Annotated in this window: 12 protein-coding genes and 1 tRNA gene; 4 read left to right on the top strand and 9 right to left on the bottom strand. The window is 48.1% G+C overall.

Translation table 11 applies throughout. The features are described 5' to 3' along the window. Nucleotides 1-76: 76 nt before the first annotated feature. The 4 genes from mscL to DDZ15_RS13760 form a co-directional block, all read right to left on the bottom strand. A complete protein-coding gene (gene mscL / locus DDZ15_RS13775) occupies nt 77-481 on the bottom strand; it encodes a large-conductance mechanosensitive channel protein MscL (protein WP_109647785.1) in 405 nt (134 codons plus the stop codon). A 146-nt stretch (nt 482-627) separates the two neighbouring features. Beyond that, nucleotides 628-864, bottom strand: coding sequence for a GIY-YIG nuclease family protein (locus DDZ15_RS17090; protein ID WP_109647784.1), 237 nt, complete (start codon nt 862-864; stop codon nt 628-630). Nucleotides 865-1129: 265 nt separating this feature from the next. Beyond that, on the bottom strand, nt 1130-1372 hold the full coding sequence (locus DDZ15_RS17085; protein ID WP_109647783.1) for a GIY-YIG nuclease family protein: 243 nt from the start codon (nt 1370-1372) through the stop codon (nt 1130-1132). A gap of 52 nt (nt 1373-1424) precedes the next feature. Further along, nucleotides 1425-1508, bottom strand: a tRNA-Leu gene (locus tag DDZ15_RS13760). Nucleotides 1509-1769: 261 nt separating this feature from the next. Between DDZ15_RS13760 and polX the strand changes: the two genes are divergently transcribed. Then, nucleotides 1770-3524 (top strand): DNA polymerase/3'-5' exonuclease PolX, encoded by a 1755-nt coding sequence (gene polX / locus DDZ15_RS13755; protein ID WP_109647681.1) that lies wholly within the window; start codon nt 1770-1772, stop codon nt 3522-3524. Nucleotides 3525-3948: 424 nt separating this feature from the next. Then, nucleotides 3949-4743: a tryptophan 2,3-dioxygenase gene (locus DDZ15_RS13750; RefSeq protein WP_109647680.1), complete on the top strand. Its 795-nt coding sequence runs from the start codon at nt 3949-3951 to the stop codon at nt 4741-4743. 158 nt (nt 4744-4901) lie between these two features. Here the strand turns inward: DDZ15_RS13750 and DDZ15_RS13745 are convergent, their stop codons facing one another. The 5 genes from DDZ15_RS13745 to mutS form a co-directional block, all read right to left on the bottom strand. Beyond that, on the bottom strand, nt 4902-6824 hold the full coding sequence (locus tag DDZ15_RS13745; RefSeq protein WP_109647679.1) for a DEAD/DEAH box helicase: 1923 nt from the start codon (nt 6822-6824) through the stop codon (nt 4902-4904). A gap of 221 nt (nt 6825-7045) precedes the next feature. Beyond that, nucleotides 7046-7939 carry a GntR family transcriptional regulator gene (locus tag DDZ15_RS13740; protein WP_109647678.1) on the bottom strand — a complete coding sequence of 298 codons (894 nt, stop codon included), beginning with the start codon at nt 7937-7939 and terminating at the stop codon, nt 7046-7048. Nucleotides 7940-8043: 104 nt separating this feature from the next. Further along, complete coding sequence (locus tag DDZ15_RS13735) at nt 8044-9084, bottom strand: zinc-dependent alcohol dehydrogenase family protein (protein WP_109647677.1); 1041 nt, start codon at nt 9082-9084, stop codon at nt 8044-8046. Between the two features lie 87 nt (nt 9085-9171). After that, complete coding sequence (locus DDZ15_RS13730; RefSeq protein WP_109647676.1) at nt 9172-10185, bottom strand: NHL repeat-containing protein; 1014 nt, start codon at nt 10183-10185, stop codon at nt 9172-9174. 103 nt (nt 10186-10288) lie between these two features. Further along, the gene (gene mutS, locus DDZ15_RS13725) at nt 10289-12958 is read right to left on the bottom strand and encodes a DNA mismatch repair protein MutS (protein ID WP_109647782.1); all 2670 of its coding nucleotides are present in this window, start codon (nt 12956-12958) and stop codon (nt 10289-10291) included. Between the two features lie 152 nt (nt 12959-13110). Here mutS and DDZ15_RS13720 point away from each other — a divergent pair, with 152 nt between their 5' ends. Continuing rightward, nucleotides 13111-14037, top strand: a complete 927-nt coding sequence (locus tag DDZ15_RS13720) for a YihY/virulence factor BrkB family protein (RefSeq protein WP_242979046.1) — start codon at nt 13111-13113, stop codon at nt 14035-14037. A 14-nt stretch (nt 14038-14051) separates the two neighbouring features. Further along, nucleotides 14052-14672 (top strand): DNA-3-methyladenine glycosylase, encoded by a 621-nt coding sequence (locus DDZ15_RS13715; RefSeq protein ID WP_109647675.1) that lies wholly within the window; start codon nt 14052-14054, stop codon nt 14670-14672. Nucleotides 14673-14713 lie beyond the last annotated feature (41 nt).

The following is a 14713-nucleotide window of genomic DNA, read 5'->3' as shown; positions in this document are numbered from 1 at the left end:
AATCATTTTGCAAACCGGAGTAAACCTCCCCCGGGGGTTTGGCCCATCTGCTGCAAACACCGATCTGGTAATTTACTTATGATTTATCCTTAAGCAGGTCGCGGATCTCCGTCAGAAGCACTTCCTGTGCGGGCGGCTGTGCCGGTTCAGCAGGTTTTTCATCTTCTTTTCGCTTCATTTTTTCAAATGTTTTGATCACCACAAAAATGGCGAATGCCACGATCAGAAAATTAACAATTTGCTGCACAAACACACCATAGTTGATGGTTACTGCGGCTGCACCGGCTGTGGCTTCCTGCAGGGTAATTCTGAACTCACTGAAATCAATACCGGCCAGTAATAGTCCGATTGGCGGCATAATCACGTCATCGACCAGAGAAGTAATGATGCGCCCAAAAGCTGCACCGACCACAACGGCCACGGCCAGATCAAGCACATTACCCCGCATCGCAAATTTTTTGAACTCTTCGAAAAAAGTCATCTTCATAAATACTCCAATCTGATTTGGTTTTAATCCCCGTGAGCCGAATATATTTATTTCAGATGGATTTACGAATTGGAAATACTACTGCTCACCGACACAGCCGGTTTGCTATCAGATACGTGAAATAGTCGCAATCACATTCCTTATTGAATACGACAATCATAGTTAAACCCGGCAGCAGACTTCAAATACTTTTCCTGCGCTCTTGCAGATTTCCGGCCTTGATGTAATTCGGTGTAAATAAGCTTAAATGGCCGATATGGGCGTGTAGTCTTTTCATACCCATTCTGATGCTGATCCAATCGTCTCTCAAGCTCGTCAGTCATCCCAACGTAGATATAGTTCCGGTTCAGACTTTTAATGGCATACACATGAATCATCATCCATAATAAAAAAAGCTCGTAATTTTTCAATTACGAGCTTTTTGTATGTGCCCTGGAATGGACCTGCCTGCCGTTCATAATTTGAAATAACCTGATTTCAGTCATTGATCAAAATATGACACCAGACTGAGTATTCCGTGCAGTCAGGCAGGCCTGCCTGCCGTTCATAATTATGAAAAAGCATGAACAACCATCTCACAATATAATTTAATAATCCATTCTTCCGTGCAGTCAGGCAGGGTCGAACCATCACGGCCGGTTTTTAATTTTTGATAAGTGAACGAAGAAATCGTTTCCCAGCAGCAGACTTCAAATACTTTTCCCGCGCTCTTGCAGATTTCCGGCCTTGATGTAATTCGGTGTAAATAAGCTTAAATGGCCGATATGGGCGTGTAGTCTTTTCATACCCATTCTGATGCTGATCCAATCGTCTCTCAAGCTCGTCAGTCATCCCAACGTAGATGTAGTTCCGGTTCAGACTTTTAATGGCATACACATGGATCATCATCCATAATAAAAAAAGCTCGTAATTTTTCAATTACGAGCTTTTTTGTATGTGCCCTGGAATGGAGTCGAACCATCACGGCCGTTAGGCCACACGCCCCTCAAGCGTGCGCGTCTACCAATTCCGCCACCAGGGCTTTTTGATATCGAGCTTATAAAGATAGCAGTTTTCCATTCGAAATGTAAAGAGACAGACTCCATTTTTTCACCGTAAAAAGGAATACAAACAGAATCACCTGAAACGGATTTAAGGATATCTTACTTTATATAATTCAGAAATCTTGAATATCCGTTAATTCATCCTTTTAATAACCGTAAGACCCGTGATGAAAATCATTATTCACCTCTTCCGTGCCTCCCGTGGCATACTTAATACAACCTCATAATTTTTAACGTTTATGACCAACCAGGACGTCGCCGCAAAACTTCGTGAAGTATACAACCTGATGCAGCTGGCCGGAGAAAATCGGTTCCGAGCCATTGCATTCGACCGTGCCGCACAGACAATCGAGGGACTCAACGATGACATCAATAAACATGTCGAAGAAGATACCCTGACCGGCATCAAGGGAATCGGCAAATCCATTGCGGAAGACATTAAAGCTTTTGCCGAAACCGGAACCATGCCCGTGTTGGAAGCGCTCAAAGAGCGCGTACCCAAAGGGCTCATCGAATGGCTGAATATTTCGGGACTGGGACCTAAAAATATTGTGAAAATCCACAAAGAACTGGAGATCACCGAACTCACCCAGCTTAAAGAGGCGTGCCAGAGCGGTGCGGTGGCCGATCTGCCCGGACTGGGACAAAAATCGGCCGATAAAATTCTCAAATCCATTGCATATCTGGAAAAGTACGGTGAACGGGCCCATCTGGATCAGGCACTCGAAATCGCAGAACCCGTCTTTGAATTCGTGAAAAACATCAAGGGGGTACAGCAGTGCGGGATTGCGGGGTCCCTGCGCCGGCGAAGGGAAACCATTGGTGACATCGATATTCTTGCAGCAGCAGATCAGAAAGATGCTGAATCGATTTTTGACGCATTTGTAAACCATGAACTGATCGTGGAAATTTTGGGACAAGGAGAAACCAAAAGCTCCGTGCGAACCGAAACGGGCCGACAGGTGGATCTCCGTATCGTAAAACCGGATCAATACGCCGCTGCCCTGATGTATTTCACCGGGAGCAAGGAGCACAATATTGTTCTTCGTCAGCGCGCCCGAGAGCGTGGAATGGCCCTGAATGAGTACGGCCTATTTAAACTAACCGAAGATGGCGATACCGATTTTGATCGGCCCGTGAAAACCGATTCTGAATCCGCCATTTACAAAAAACTGGATCTCCATTTTATCCCCCCGGAGCACAGGGAAGACCGCGGAGAGTTTGACTATTATGAACAGCATGAGTCAATGGATCTGGTCGAAGAAGAGAATATTAGGGGCGTTGTGCACGCGCACAGCACATGGAGCGATGGCAAGTATACCATCAGACAGATGGCGGAAGCCTGTATGGACCGCGGATATGAATATCTGGGACTTACCGACCACTCCAAAACGGCGGCCTATGCCGGCGGTCTTACCCTTGAAGATGTCAGAAAGCAGTGGGAAGAGATCGACGAACTGAACCGGGAGTATGAAGCAGATGGTAAAAACTTCAGAATCTTCAAGGGAATTGAATCCGACATTCTCAGCGACGGTTCGCTCGACTACCCCGACGAGATTCTGGCCGGCTTCGACTTTGTAATAGCCAGCGTGCACAGCGGTATGGAAATGCCCCTTGAGAAGATGATGCAGCGGTTCGAGGCAGCAATCAAGAATCCGTTTACGCGGATCGTGGGCCACCCGACCGGACGCCTGCTCCTCAAGCGCGAGGAAAGTAAGCTGGATCTCAATAAACTGATTGAACTGGCTGCAAAGCACAATACCGTGATCGAAATCAATGCCAATCCTTGGCGGCTCGATCTGGACTGGCGATACGGAAACAAGGCCGGTGAAACGGGTCTTATCACCTGCATTAACCCCGATGCGCACAGCACAGACGGAATCGATTATATCCGTTATGGTGTGATGATTGCCCGAAAAGCAAAATTCGAACCGGCACGGGTATTGAATACAAAGAGCAGGAAAGAGTTTGAGGAGTGGTGTAGGGACTCTTGAGAATTGAGTATTGAGTATTGAGTATTGAGATTTAAGACATGGTATGTCTGTCCTGCACCTTGCCTGAATCGCTTTCTAAACCATGACTCGATCCGGATTGAAAATATGCCTCAAGCAGACATACCATGTCTGTATTCGTAACGCCCCAATTACCATGACCCATGTTGAAAACAGCTTATTTTGAAGGGTGAGCTAAGGACAATCATCTGCCACGGCATCATGGTTTAAGACATGGTATGTCTGTCAGGAGCCGAACAACGCACCGGTTCGAAACCCCTATTCGAAGTTGATCGATGACATTGTATGGAACAGACATACCATGTCTGTAGAATCTAAATCCTTCTCAACACCCACGACTCAGGACTCACGACTATAATCCCTATATTCCCGAAAACCGGAATCCATCATCCTGCCACACAGCCACATGAGTCAATCCGAGAGCCTCACCTACACGTCTTATCTGAAAGTAAAGGAGCTTCTAAATCTTCAGAAGCCCGAGTCTAAACCCGCCGAGCACGATGAGATGCTTTTTATCGTCATTCACCAGGTGTATGAGCTTTGGTTCAAACAAATTCTTCATGAACTTGACAAGTTCAGGGCAGACTTGAAGTCAGGAAATACGTGGGGGGCTGCGAAAACGATGCGGCGGGTGCTTACCATTCTGAAAACCATGGTCTCCCAGGTGGATGTGCTTGAGACCATGACTCCTCTTGAGTTCAACAGTTTTCGCGGATTTCTACAGAATGCAAGCGGCTTTCAGTCCGTGCAGTTCCGAGAAATGGAGATCGTTTGCGGCATGCGTTCAAAGCATATCATTGACGTTCATAAAGACCAGCCCGACCTTCAGCAAAACCTGCTGAACCGCGAGAAGGAATACACGCTTTGGGAGAGTTTCTGTACATATCTTCAGCACAAAGAGTACAACGTGGAATGGCCGGAACGGGTAAATGATCAGGGGTTGGTTCATGAACCTTCGGAGTACAATCAAAAGCTGTTGGTCGACATCATGAACAACGATCCTGAAACGGCGCTTCTTTGCGAACTGATGATCGATTATGATGAAGGCCTCATGGAGTGGCGTTACCGTCACGTGAAAATGGTGGAACGCACAATCGGCACCAAGCGCGGGACAGGCGGGTCCGACGGAGCCAAATACCTGCGCCGAACGCTGAACAACCCTATTTTCCCTGATTTATGGGAGATCCGGTCGAAGTTTTAGCAGGGAAACTAAGTAGTGAGTAATGAGAAGGGGGTTGCTTGGGACTCAATAGAATCCCCTCTTGAGAGGGGACAGGTGGTTAAGCGTTCAGCGTACCACCAGGGGTGTGTAACCCGATCCCGGGGCATTGCGAACAAACCCCCTCTCAATACTCAATACTAAGAAATTCTCCCCAGAAGCCTTCCCAGAAACTTATTCCCGTATACTTTCCGGATGTGTCCCATATCGGCAATTACAATCAGTTCTTTGCGGCTCCTGGAAAAAGCCACGTTCAGCAGTCTGGGCACGCTCAGTCCGTTTTTCTCTTCATCAAGGGGGCGTACTGAGTAGTGGCGAACACCGCCCCGCTGTTTTTCGCCGCTCATAACCGTGTCAAAGATAATGTATTCCTTTTCCCGGCCCTGAAAGGTGTGGATGGTACCCACCTCCACATTTCGAACCCCGGCCTCATAAAGCCGGTTTCGCAGATCGTACACTACACTTCTAAACGGAACAATAATACCTACCTGTTCCATGAAAATGCCTTTCCCTTCCATGTTTTTAACCAATCGCTCAATAACCTCCTGATGAACCATGTTTACCGGCTTGAAGCCTCTTTCTCCCGATTTCTGTTCGAGATAGGGCCCGTACTTCGAGGTATCCACCAGGTGAAAGGCGCGATCGGAAAGCCGGTCGAGAGAACGGTTCTCAAGCTTTCCTGTTTTAAGGCGGCCTTCATAGAAAACCGTGCTGATTACATCAGCCAGGGAAGATTCGAGCCGGTATTGTGTATCGAAGAATGCGGTAAATTCCGGATGATCGTCATGCCACCGGAACAGTTCTTCACCCTTATCTGCAGCAGATACGGTTGTAAAAATGTCCTTTTCAAGAAAATCGCGCGCTTCTGTGTCTGCTGTAAGTGCAATGGGCGGAAGCTGCATAGGATCGCCCACCACGACCATATGCCATTTGGCATGTGATGCAAGCACCATCAGATAGGGAAGGCTTGCCATCGATCCTTCATCCACAACAACCGCATCAAACTCGATGTCGTGAAAAAGGTCTGATGTGCACACTTTTGCAAGTGTGGTAGCCACAAACTGCTTTTTCCAAAGCTCCGCACGGTCGTTAACCTGGTTCAGCTCATCCAGCTTATCCTCCAGAACTTCCAGGCCGCCCGCATCCTTAATCTTTTGATTGATCAGTTTCAGCTCAAGTTCCTGGTTGCTGGTAGGCTGTTTTCCATCGCGCAGCCTTTTTTCTACCTTGCGGAGAGCCTGCTCCCGGTTACTCATCAGTGAAATCCATTCACCGGCTTCCTGCTTTTTCCGATCACGGATCTGCTCAAGCTGTACATCGAATAGGTATACGTCCAGCTTCTCAGCATTGAGTGCGGCATCCCCAAAACGGGTTATTCGATGCTGCGGGACCTGGCAACCGATTTGCTGCATGGCGTCAAGCGCACTCAGCAAACCCACGTCCACGGCGCGGTTGGTATTGGACGCAAAAAGCACCTTTTTGCCCTGTTTCAGATAGTTGGCAATTATATATCCCAGTGTAGCGGTTTTTCCGGTTCCCGGAGGGCCCCAGATAAAAACGGTTCGGCGACTCATTGCCATATCTATGGCCTCTCGCTGAGCCTCGTTACGCAAGCCATCTTCCGCAATCTCTTTCGTAGCCGGTACAGTCTCGCCGGCCGGATCAAATAGCCTCTCAAGGCGTTTAAATTCACCGTTTTCATTTTCCTGCAGACTCATAATGCGTGAGAGTGTTCTCTTCAGTATGAAGTCGTTCTCCCACTCCACTTGCAGCTCGTCAATTCTATTGCCCGCATCCTCCGGGAAACGAAGTGTAACCACATTGTCCTCAAATGATAATGGATGAACCAGCCAGCTCTTTTCACCCGACCTGGCCTTGATCTCTTCAGCAAAACGGATGGCGGGCTGATGCGATTCAAAACGGTAATCAACCATGTCAGCCGGTCCTCCTTTAACCCTCTCCCCATTAAAAAGAATATCAGTGGAAGGCTTCTCTCTCACCGTTTCAATCTCTGCCTCGAGGGCTGAAATTGCGTTTTGAATCAGTTTTTTAATCTCTGGCATTTTGAATGAAGAGTGAAAAGGCAAATGGCAATTGGCAATTGGCAATTGGCAAAAGATAATGAAGCTTCAAACCGTTTTCATTACAGAATCTGAACGAGTGGTCAGTGGTCAGTGGTCAGTGGTCAGCAAGGGCAAAGCTTAAAAAACATCTGAGATTGCAAATCATTGTCTCCCGTTTCACGTCTGACGTTTGACGTCTCACTACTCAATACTAAAACACCTCACTGATCCCACAACTCCGACCGTATCATATCCGCACTCTTCTCAGAAAGGATATACTCCAGCCTGATTCGTTTTTTCTCGGGTACTTTCTCTTCCACAAGCCGTGCGCTTGCAGGTGTATACAGAATGAGATCCGTATTCCGCACAAATAGCGGCAGCGACTTGCCGTAGGTTGCGCCGGCCACAAAAGCACCCTCAAATTTCATGAGGGATTTAAGCTCATTGATAATTTTTGTAATCGATCCCTCCTCAGCCGTTACGAGCCCGATAGCTTCAATCGCAGCACGGTCCATGATGGACAGCAGTACGTCTGCATCATAATGAAAGACAACAGGCAGGATACGAATGGTGTCGGTCAGGCTGCGAAAGCCTCCAACAAGATGAATGGGCACAAATAGAGCGTCATAATTCACCGCTTCATCATATTCATCGGCAAGCAGCAGATCACTTTTTACCCCAACCTGTTTTTTGATGGAATCGGAAAGCAGTCTGGCAAGCTCTCTGGTTTCACCCACAGTTGCAATGCTCTGAATCCGGTCGGGCCATTCCATAAAACTCACCTGCTCTTCAAAAATCGCTTCTATCTCTGCCTCGTCAAGCCCATAGCCAATCAGCTCTTCAAGCAACGCCTGCATTTTTTCGGTACCCAATTCGATTCGTTCCGACTTATCCAGTTTTGTGCTTTGTCGGTTTACCACAAATCCGCGCCCCTGCTCTGACCGGATTAGCCCCTCAGCCGCAAGCTGGTGGTACGCTTTTCTCACAGTATGAAAACTTGCTCCAAGCTGTTTTCCCAGAACCCTGGTGGACGGAAGCAGTTCTCCAACCTGAAACTGTTTGGTGGAAATCATCAACCGGATACGGTCGGCGATATGTTTGGCAGAGTGCTGCATAGAGGCAGGTAAGGTAGGGCTTGAAAAGCTTATGTACCATCTTTTGAACAGCGAGAATGTCCAATTACGGCTCGACGTTTCCCAAAACGGGAAGCCTTGACGGTTCAGGACATATTTTCAGATATCCTTAGCACCTTTGCACCCCGTATGTCTCCATTTTTTACCTCCTGAAGAGCCTTATTGGCTGCCTCAAGCGGAAATTCCCGTACTTCCGGCCTGATGCCGTATTTTGCTGCAAGCCTCAGCATTTCCGACAGGTCCCTGCGCGTTACATTGGCAACCGATTTAATCTCTTTCTCCATCCAGAGATCGCGTTCATAGTTCAGGTTCTCCAGGTACTCTTTGTCGCCCGCCTCCTTCCGAATCGCATTAATCACAAGCCTTCCCCCGGGCTCCAGCGACTTCAGTGCCTCCACAACGGGTTTCCATGCAGGAGTGGTATCAATCACGGCATGCAGTTTTTCCGGCGGCTCCTCGTCCGTATCACCCGCCCATACCGCACCCAATTCCATTGCAAATTCGCGCTCTCGCGGATTCCGTGCAAAAACAAAGACCTCTGTGTCAGGATAATGGTGCTTTACAAGATTCAGCACCAGGTGGCCCGATGCTCCGAAACCGGTAAGGCCCAGCTTTTGTCCGTTTTCAATGCCCGTAAGCATAAGTGAGCGATACCCGATTGCCCCTGCACAGAGCAGGGGTGCGGCAGACTCATCCGACAAATCATCGGGAACCCGAACGGCATACTCTGCAGGAACGGTCATCTTTTCCGCATAGCCGCCATCTGCATCCCGGCCCGTTGCAATAAAGTTTTCGCACAAGTTTTCATTTCCGTTTCTGCAGTGCTCACACTCACCGCAGGCTGAATAGATCCACCCGACCCCTACGCGGTCGCCCTGAGAAAATCCGCTCACACCGCGGCCGGTTGTCAAAACCGTGCCTATCACCTGGTGTCCCGGTGTAACCGGCAGTTCCGGCGGCGGTGTACGGCCTTCAATTTCATCCAGCTCGGTATGGCATACCCCGCATACGGATACCTGAAGGAGAAGCTCACCGGCTTCCGGATGAGGATCCGGCACATCCTCCAGCCTGAGGGGTGAAGGCCGGTTATTCATTGTTCCGGTATGATGCAGGCGCATGGCTTTCATCTATCTATTCCTCCTCTTGTTATTGTAAACAGACTCTGCGTGTGATCAAATTTTCCAAATCAGCCTGAAAAATGTGCTGTTCCGTTTTCATGGATTCGGATAACGGTATTTTACCAAAAGGTTGTCTTCCCCATCCCGGACAAGCATGTGAATAAAATTTTCATCCGTAATAATTTTTCGGGGATAGTATTCCAGCGTGTACGTCTTCACATATCGGCCGGTCTCAGAACTGTACAGGTCAATATATTTGTAATCCTTATTCCCGTTGTGATAAGGAATCACATAAAGGTACTCTCCCTGTTGACTCACATCAATGGCTGAAAAGAGCGCATCATCGCTGAAGGTTACAATTCTGTTGTCACCCATGGTTCTCTCTTCATACTGATCTGAGGTATCAAAATTATCAATCGTTTTTCTGGAAAACAGAAGCTCCCCATTGATCGAATATTTTCTCAACAGAGGTTCTGAATAGCCGGAGAAATAAATGGATGATCCATTAGCTGAAAGATATCCGGGATACTTCATTACTTCACTGAACCCAAATTCGATCTCTTCAAAACCACTCATCGAATCCCTATACATGTCGTAAAAAGTGAATAGGTTATCCTGCTGATGGGCATCATAATTCAACAACATATCCTCACCCACATACACTAAGTTGTCTGGGGAAAAACGGGCCTCAATATCCCTGATGTGATTGCCATCCGTATCCGTCACAACGATCCTTCGCTGCCTTGGATCTCCTGCATAGAGATGTTTTTCACCCGCTGCGATAGATTGCAGCGATTGAAGTTCACCCGGACCGCTTCCCTCACGGAATAAAATTGTCTCCGGCTGCTGGAAGTTCTCTTTTGCCAATTTAATGATTGAGTAGGATCCGAAATCAATCAGGAAAAGATGTGTGCTATTTTGTTCAAGGGTGCCCGGTGAGTAGATGTCAAAATCCGAAAAGTTCAGGATATCAACCGGACTATCCAGCACTGTGACTATTCGTTCTGCCTGATCCTGGGGTTCCCCGTCTAGAAAATGCTGAAACTCCGGACGCTCTTCTGAGCAACCTGCCAGCAAAATGAAAAAAGAGACTGTAAAAAAATTTTTCATGTTATCGGGGACTTTTTTCAAAAAAGTACTATCTCTTTAGTAAAAGCATATTTTTTGGGGATTCCAAGGAGTCCGTGTCCGCGCCACCAATAGGTGCCACCGGTTACTTCGCCAATCTCTTCAGTTCACTCAAAAGCAGCAGCGCTTCAATGGGCGTCATTCTTTCCGGATCGCTGGCCTCCAGCTTGTTGATCAGGGTTTCAACGTTTGGATCCATCTGTGAACCGAACAGCGTCATCTGCGGCAGCTGGCCCTGGCTCTCTACCTGCTGCACCGTTTTACGGGCGGCATCTTTTTTCTTTGCAGTTTTTCCTATAGCACCGTTTCCGTCGTGGCTCACATCGAGACTGTGACTTTCAAGGTTGGCCAGTATCTCTTTTGCGCGGTTAATGACAACATCCGGCAGGCCCGCCATATTAGCCACCTGGATACCGTAGCTGTGATCTGCCCCTCCCCGAACCAGTTTCCTGAGAAAGATAACCTTCCCGTCATGTTCCTTTACCTGCACATTAAAATTCTTAATCCTCTCATAGCGGCTCTCCAGCTCATTCAGTTCATGGTAGTGTGTGGCAAACAGGGTTTTTGCAGCCACTTCGGGTTTATTATGGAGATATTCTGACAGAGACCATGCAATGCTGAGTCCGTCGAAAGTGCTGGTTCCACGCCCCACCTCATCAAGCAGAATCAGTGATTTTGGCGTTGCATTGTTGAGAATATTGGCCGCCTCGTTCATCTCCACCAGGAAGGTACTCTCACCGGCGGCCAGGTTATCTGACGCACCCACGCGCGTAAAGATTTTGTCTACAAGACCGATGGTTGCCTTGTCGGCCGGAACAAAGCACCCTATCTGCGCCATTAGCACCAGCAGGCCGGTCTGCCTCAGAATAATGCTTTTACCCGCCATATTGGGCCCTGTGATCATCAGGATCTGGTATTCGCTGTTATCCAGATGGATATTGTTGGGGATAAAGGGCTCACCGGGGGGAAGTGTCTTTTCAACTACGGGATGCCGGCCGCGCGATATATCGATTACATCCTCCTCATTCACGTCCGGACGCACATAGCTGTTGCGAAAAGCCACCTCTGCAAAGCTTTGAATGCAGTCGAGTTCTGCAAGGGCATGTGCGATCTGCTGTATATCATCGGTAAATTCGGACACATAGATGCGAAGCTCTTCAAAGAGTTCTCCTTCAAGCGTTTTGCTTCGGTCTTCGGCCGACAGCACCTTCTCCTCCACCTCTTTCAGCTCCGGCGTAATGTACCGCTCGGAGTTAACAAGCGTCTGTTTCCGGATAAAATGATCCGGAACTTTATCCTTATGGGTGTTGGTAACCTCAATGTAATATCCGAATACCTTATTGTATCCGATCTTGAGAGACGGAATTCCGGCCTCTTTTGCCAGTTTGTCCTTTATTTTTGCGATATAGGTCTTCCCGTTCCGCGCAATCTCCCGCAGCTCATCCAGATCCTCATGAAAACCATCGGCAAAAATACCCCCGTCGCGAATGCTCGCCGGAGGCTCTTCCACCAGTGCATGACTTATTCTCTCCTGGAGGTCCACCATCATTTTCAGCCTCTCATAAATGGAGCTGAGCAGCTGATTATCACTATTCCCGATCTGCATTTTTACTTTCGGAACCTGCTCCAGTGAAAGCTGCAGCTGCTTAAGGTCCCTGGCGTTTGTACGGCCAACGCTGATCCGGCTGATGAGCCTCTCCAGGTCTCCAATCTGCTGAAGTTCTTCCCGCAAATCCTCACGCCGCACATGATCTTTCACCAGCACATCCACAGCGTCGAGCCGCTCCTCAATCGGCCTGATCTGCTTTAGCGGACGCATAATCCATTTGCGAAGCAGGCGACCGCCCATCGCAGTACTTGTTTCATCCAGAATGGATACCAGGGTTCCGTCGGTACCTCCCTCCTGCATACTGGCAGTGAGCTCCAGGTTTCGTTTTGTGGAGCCATCGAGCGACATATAGTCTGCGTTTTCGTATGCATAAAGTCTTCGAAGGTGCCCCAGGGAAGATTTTTGTGTTTCCTGCATGTAGTGAAGAAGCGAACCCGCAGCCGTATGTGCGACCTCCAGCTCTTCCACGCCGTATCCTTTCAGCGAATGGGTTTTGAAGTGATCGGTGAGAAGTTTGTAGCCGTAATCTCCTTCGTACACCCAGTCGTCAATGAAGGTAGTATTGTAGGCATTCAGCTCATCGGACAGCTTATTCTTGTATTTTTTCTGCACCAGAATTTCGGAAGGCTGCAGCGACTGCAACAGGCTGTCAAGTTCGGGCCTGGATACCTGGCTTAGAGCAAACTCTCCGGTCGAGATATCTGAAAAAGAGATACCGGCCGTCCCCCCCGCCCAGTGTAGAGATACAATGTAATTGTTGCGCTTGTGCTGCAGCAACTTCTCAGAGAGCGTGATACCGGGGGTGGTGATTTCGGTTACCTCACGGTCCACAATTTTTTTACCGGCCTTTTTTGCAGTCTCGGGGTCTTCGGTCTGCTCACATATAGCAACCCGGAATCCCCGCTTAACCAGTTTGGGAAGGTAGGTATCGAGTGCATGATACGGAAAACCCGCAAGCGGTGTCTGATCTCCGCCATTGTTGCGTTTGGTAAGGGTGATGCCAAGTTCTTTGCTGATAAGTACGGCGTCATCCGCAAAGGTTTCATAAAAATCACCCACCCTGAACAGCAAAATGGTGCCCGGATGCTTCTCCTTGATCTCAAAATATTGCCGCATCAGCGGTGTCTGCTTCTTTTTCTTTGTCATGGCGCAGGCGGATACCTCAGAATTGTTCAATTACCCTGTTGATTGTAAAGGTATTGATTTCTCACCTTTTTTTAGAAAGCCGATTCAGTATAATGGATGAGACATGTATACAAAATTGGCTTTAACACTGCTTCCGTTTATTTTTACTTTTCATGATCGCTGATATTGACAAAAAGAAATTATCCCGATTCTGGAAGCTGGCGGGTGAGCTTGTGCTGGAAAAACATGTATTTTTCAATGCATCAGCGATTTCCTTTAATCTGTTTATTTGTGCCATCCCCTTCACGCTGATCCTGATTTCAATCCTGGGTTACATTCTATCTATTGAAGCCGCATTTGAGGAGCTGATCCGTTACGGCCGCGAACTCCTTCCAAGACTCAATTTTGAAACACAGTCGGGCGACCTGATTGAAGGTGCGGTAACGCTTGAAGATATTATTCTTCCGCTTGTGGGAGCCCGTCAAATCTTCGGAATTATCGGTCTTATCATTCTTCTGTTCTTCTCACAAGGCCTATTTCACACCATTAAACATGTGATTTTTGATGTTTTTGAAATTGAGGACCGGAAGCACCCGGCGATGGAGCTTATTCATAACTTTTTTGCTTTTGGCGTTATCGGAGGAGTGTTTCTCTTTTTTACCATGGCCATTTCCATTATTTCACTTTTTGCGTTCGACACGATTGTGATTCCTTATGCCGATATTGAGATTGAGCTGGGGTGGATATCCGACATGCTCACGTACGTGATTCCCGTTATTTTTGCCCCGCTGCTTTTCTATGCCATTTTCCGCTATATCAGTGAGCGCAGAATACACCCCCGCGTGGCCCTCGTGGGTGCGCTGACCTACACGCTCCTTTTTGAAATCGCGAAGTATGGAGTATCCGTTTATCTGGAATACGCACTTACTGCGTATAGATATTATTATCAGGGATACACCGTTATTGTAATCATCGGCATATGGGTTTTTTACTCGGCTGTACTGTTTGTGCTCACAGCCATTCTGGCAAGAGCCTACCAGGACACCTATCTGGAACCCGCGCCTGCGATTGAAAAGAACCCCTACACTGCTATTTCATAGAAAAGAAGCTATGTATGAGAAGTCCGGAGAATCTTTTGCCCGTTTCCTTCTATTCAAGATCTGACGTTACCCTGGTGAGCCGGGAACTGCTGGGAAAACGTCTCTGCACACTCATCGACGGTCATTTTACCTCGGGAATTATTATTGAAACGGAAGCTTACTGCGGGCGGGGCGACAAAGCATGCCACGCCAACAACGGAAAGCGCACACCGCGAACCGAGGTGATGTTCGGTAAACCGGGCCACGCGTATATCTATCTTTGCTACGGCATTCACCACCTGTTCAATGTTGTAACCAACCGGGAGGGGTTGGCGGATGCAGTTTTGGTGAGAGCTGTTCTACCGGAATCTGGTGTGGAACGGATGCAGCAGAGGCGTGGGGGCACAACTTTTAAGAATCTTACCAGCGGCCCCGGAAAATTCACGCAGGCACTTGGTATCACAACCCATTTCAATAAAACGTCTCTGTTTACTAAACCGGTATGGATTGAAGATACCCCCCTTATGATCTCTCCTTCCGACATTGCCCGTTCAAAACGCATTGGAATAGACTATGCCGAAGAAGACGCGCACCGGCCCTGGCGATACACTATTGATCCTGCCTCTCTAAAAGAGGAAGAGGAAGAGGAAGAGTAACAGACCCCAATACGCAGGCACCGACGGCATCCATGCTCTTG

This window comes from Rhodohalobacter mucosus (assembly GCF_003150675.1).
GTDB classification, from domain to species: domain Bacteria; phylum Bacteroidota; class Rhodothermia; order Balneolales; family Balneolaceae; genus Rhodohalobacter; species Rhodohalobacter mucosus.
Note: the sequence above shows the minus strand (reverse complement) of the source record. Positions and strands in the feature narration are given on the sequence as shown.

Bases quoted from the DNA above. Each gene is read 5' to 3' on its own strand.
- DDZ15_RS13730 (WP_109647676.1), bottom strand. From the start codon at position 10,185: ATGAAAAATTTTTTTACAGTCTCTTTTTTCATTTTGCTGGCAGGTTGC.
- DDZ15_RS13735 (WP_109647677.1), bottom strand. From the start codon at position 9,084: ATGAAAGCCATGCGCCTGCATCATACCGGAACAATGAATAACCGGCCT.
- DDZ15_RS17085 (WP_109647783.1), bottom strand. From the start codon at position 1,372: ATGATCCATGTGTATGCCATTAAAAGTCTGAACCGGAACTACATCTAC.
- DDZ15_RS13740 (WP_109647678.1), bottom strand. From the start codon at position 7,939: ATGCAGCACTCTGCCAAACATATCGCCGACCGTATCCGGTTGATGATT.
- DDZ15_RS13745 (WP_109647679.1), bottom strand. From the start codon at position 6,824: ATGCCAGAGATTAAAAAACTGATTCAAAACGCAATTTCAGCCCTCGAG.
- mscL (WP_109647785.1), bottom strand. From the start codon at position 481: ATGACTTTTTTCGAAGAGTTCAAAAAATTTGCGATGCGGGGTAATGTG.
- DDZ15_RS13715 (WP_109647675.1), top strand. From the start codon at position 14,052: ATGAGAAGTCCGGAGAATCTTTTGCCCGTTTCCTTCTATTCAAGATCT.
- polX (WP_109647681.1), top strand. From the start codon at position 1,770: ATGACCAACCAGGACGTCGCCGCAAAACTTCGTGAAGTATACAACCTG.
- mutS (WP_109647782.1), bottom strand. From the start codon at position 12,958: ATGACAAAGAAAAAGAAGCAGACACCGCTGATGCGGCAATATTTTGAG.
- DDZ15_RS13750 (WP_109647680.1), top strand. From the start codon at position 3,949: ATGAGTCAATCCGAGAGCCTCACCTACACGTCTTATCTGAAAGTAAAG.
- DDZ15_RS13720 (WP_242979046.1), top strand. From the start codon at position 13,111: ATGATCGCTGATATTGACAAAAAGAAATTATCCCGATTCTGGAAGCTG.
- DDZ15_RS17090 (WP_109647784.1), bottom strand. From the start codon at position 864: ATGATTCATGTGTATGCCATTAAAAGTCTGAACCGGAACTATATCTAC.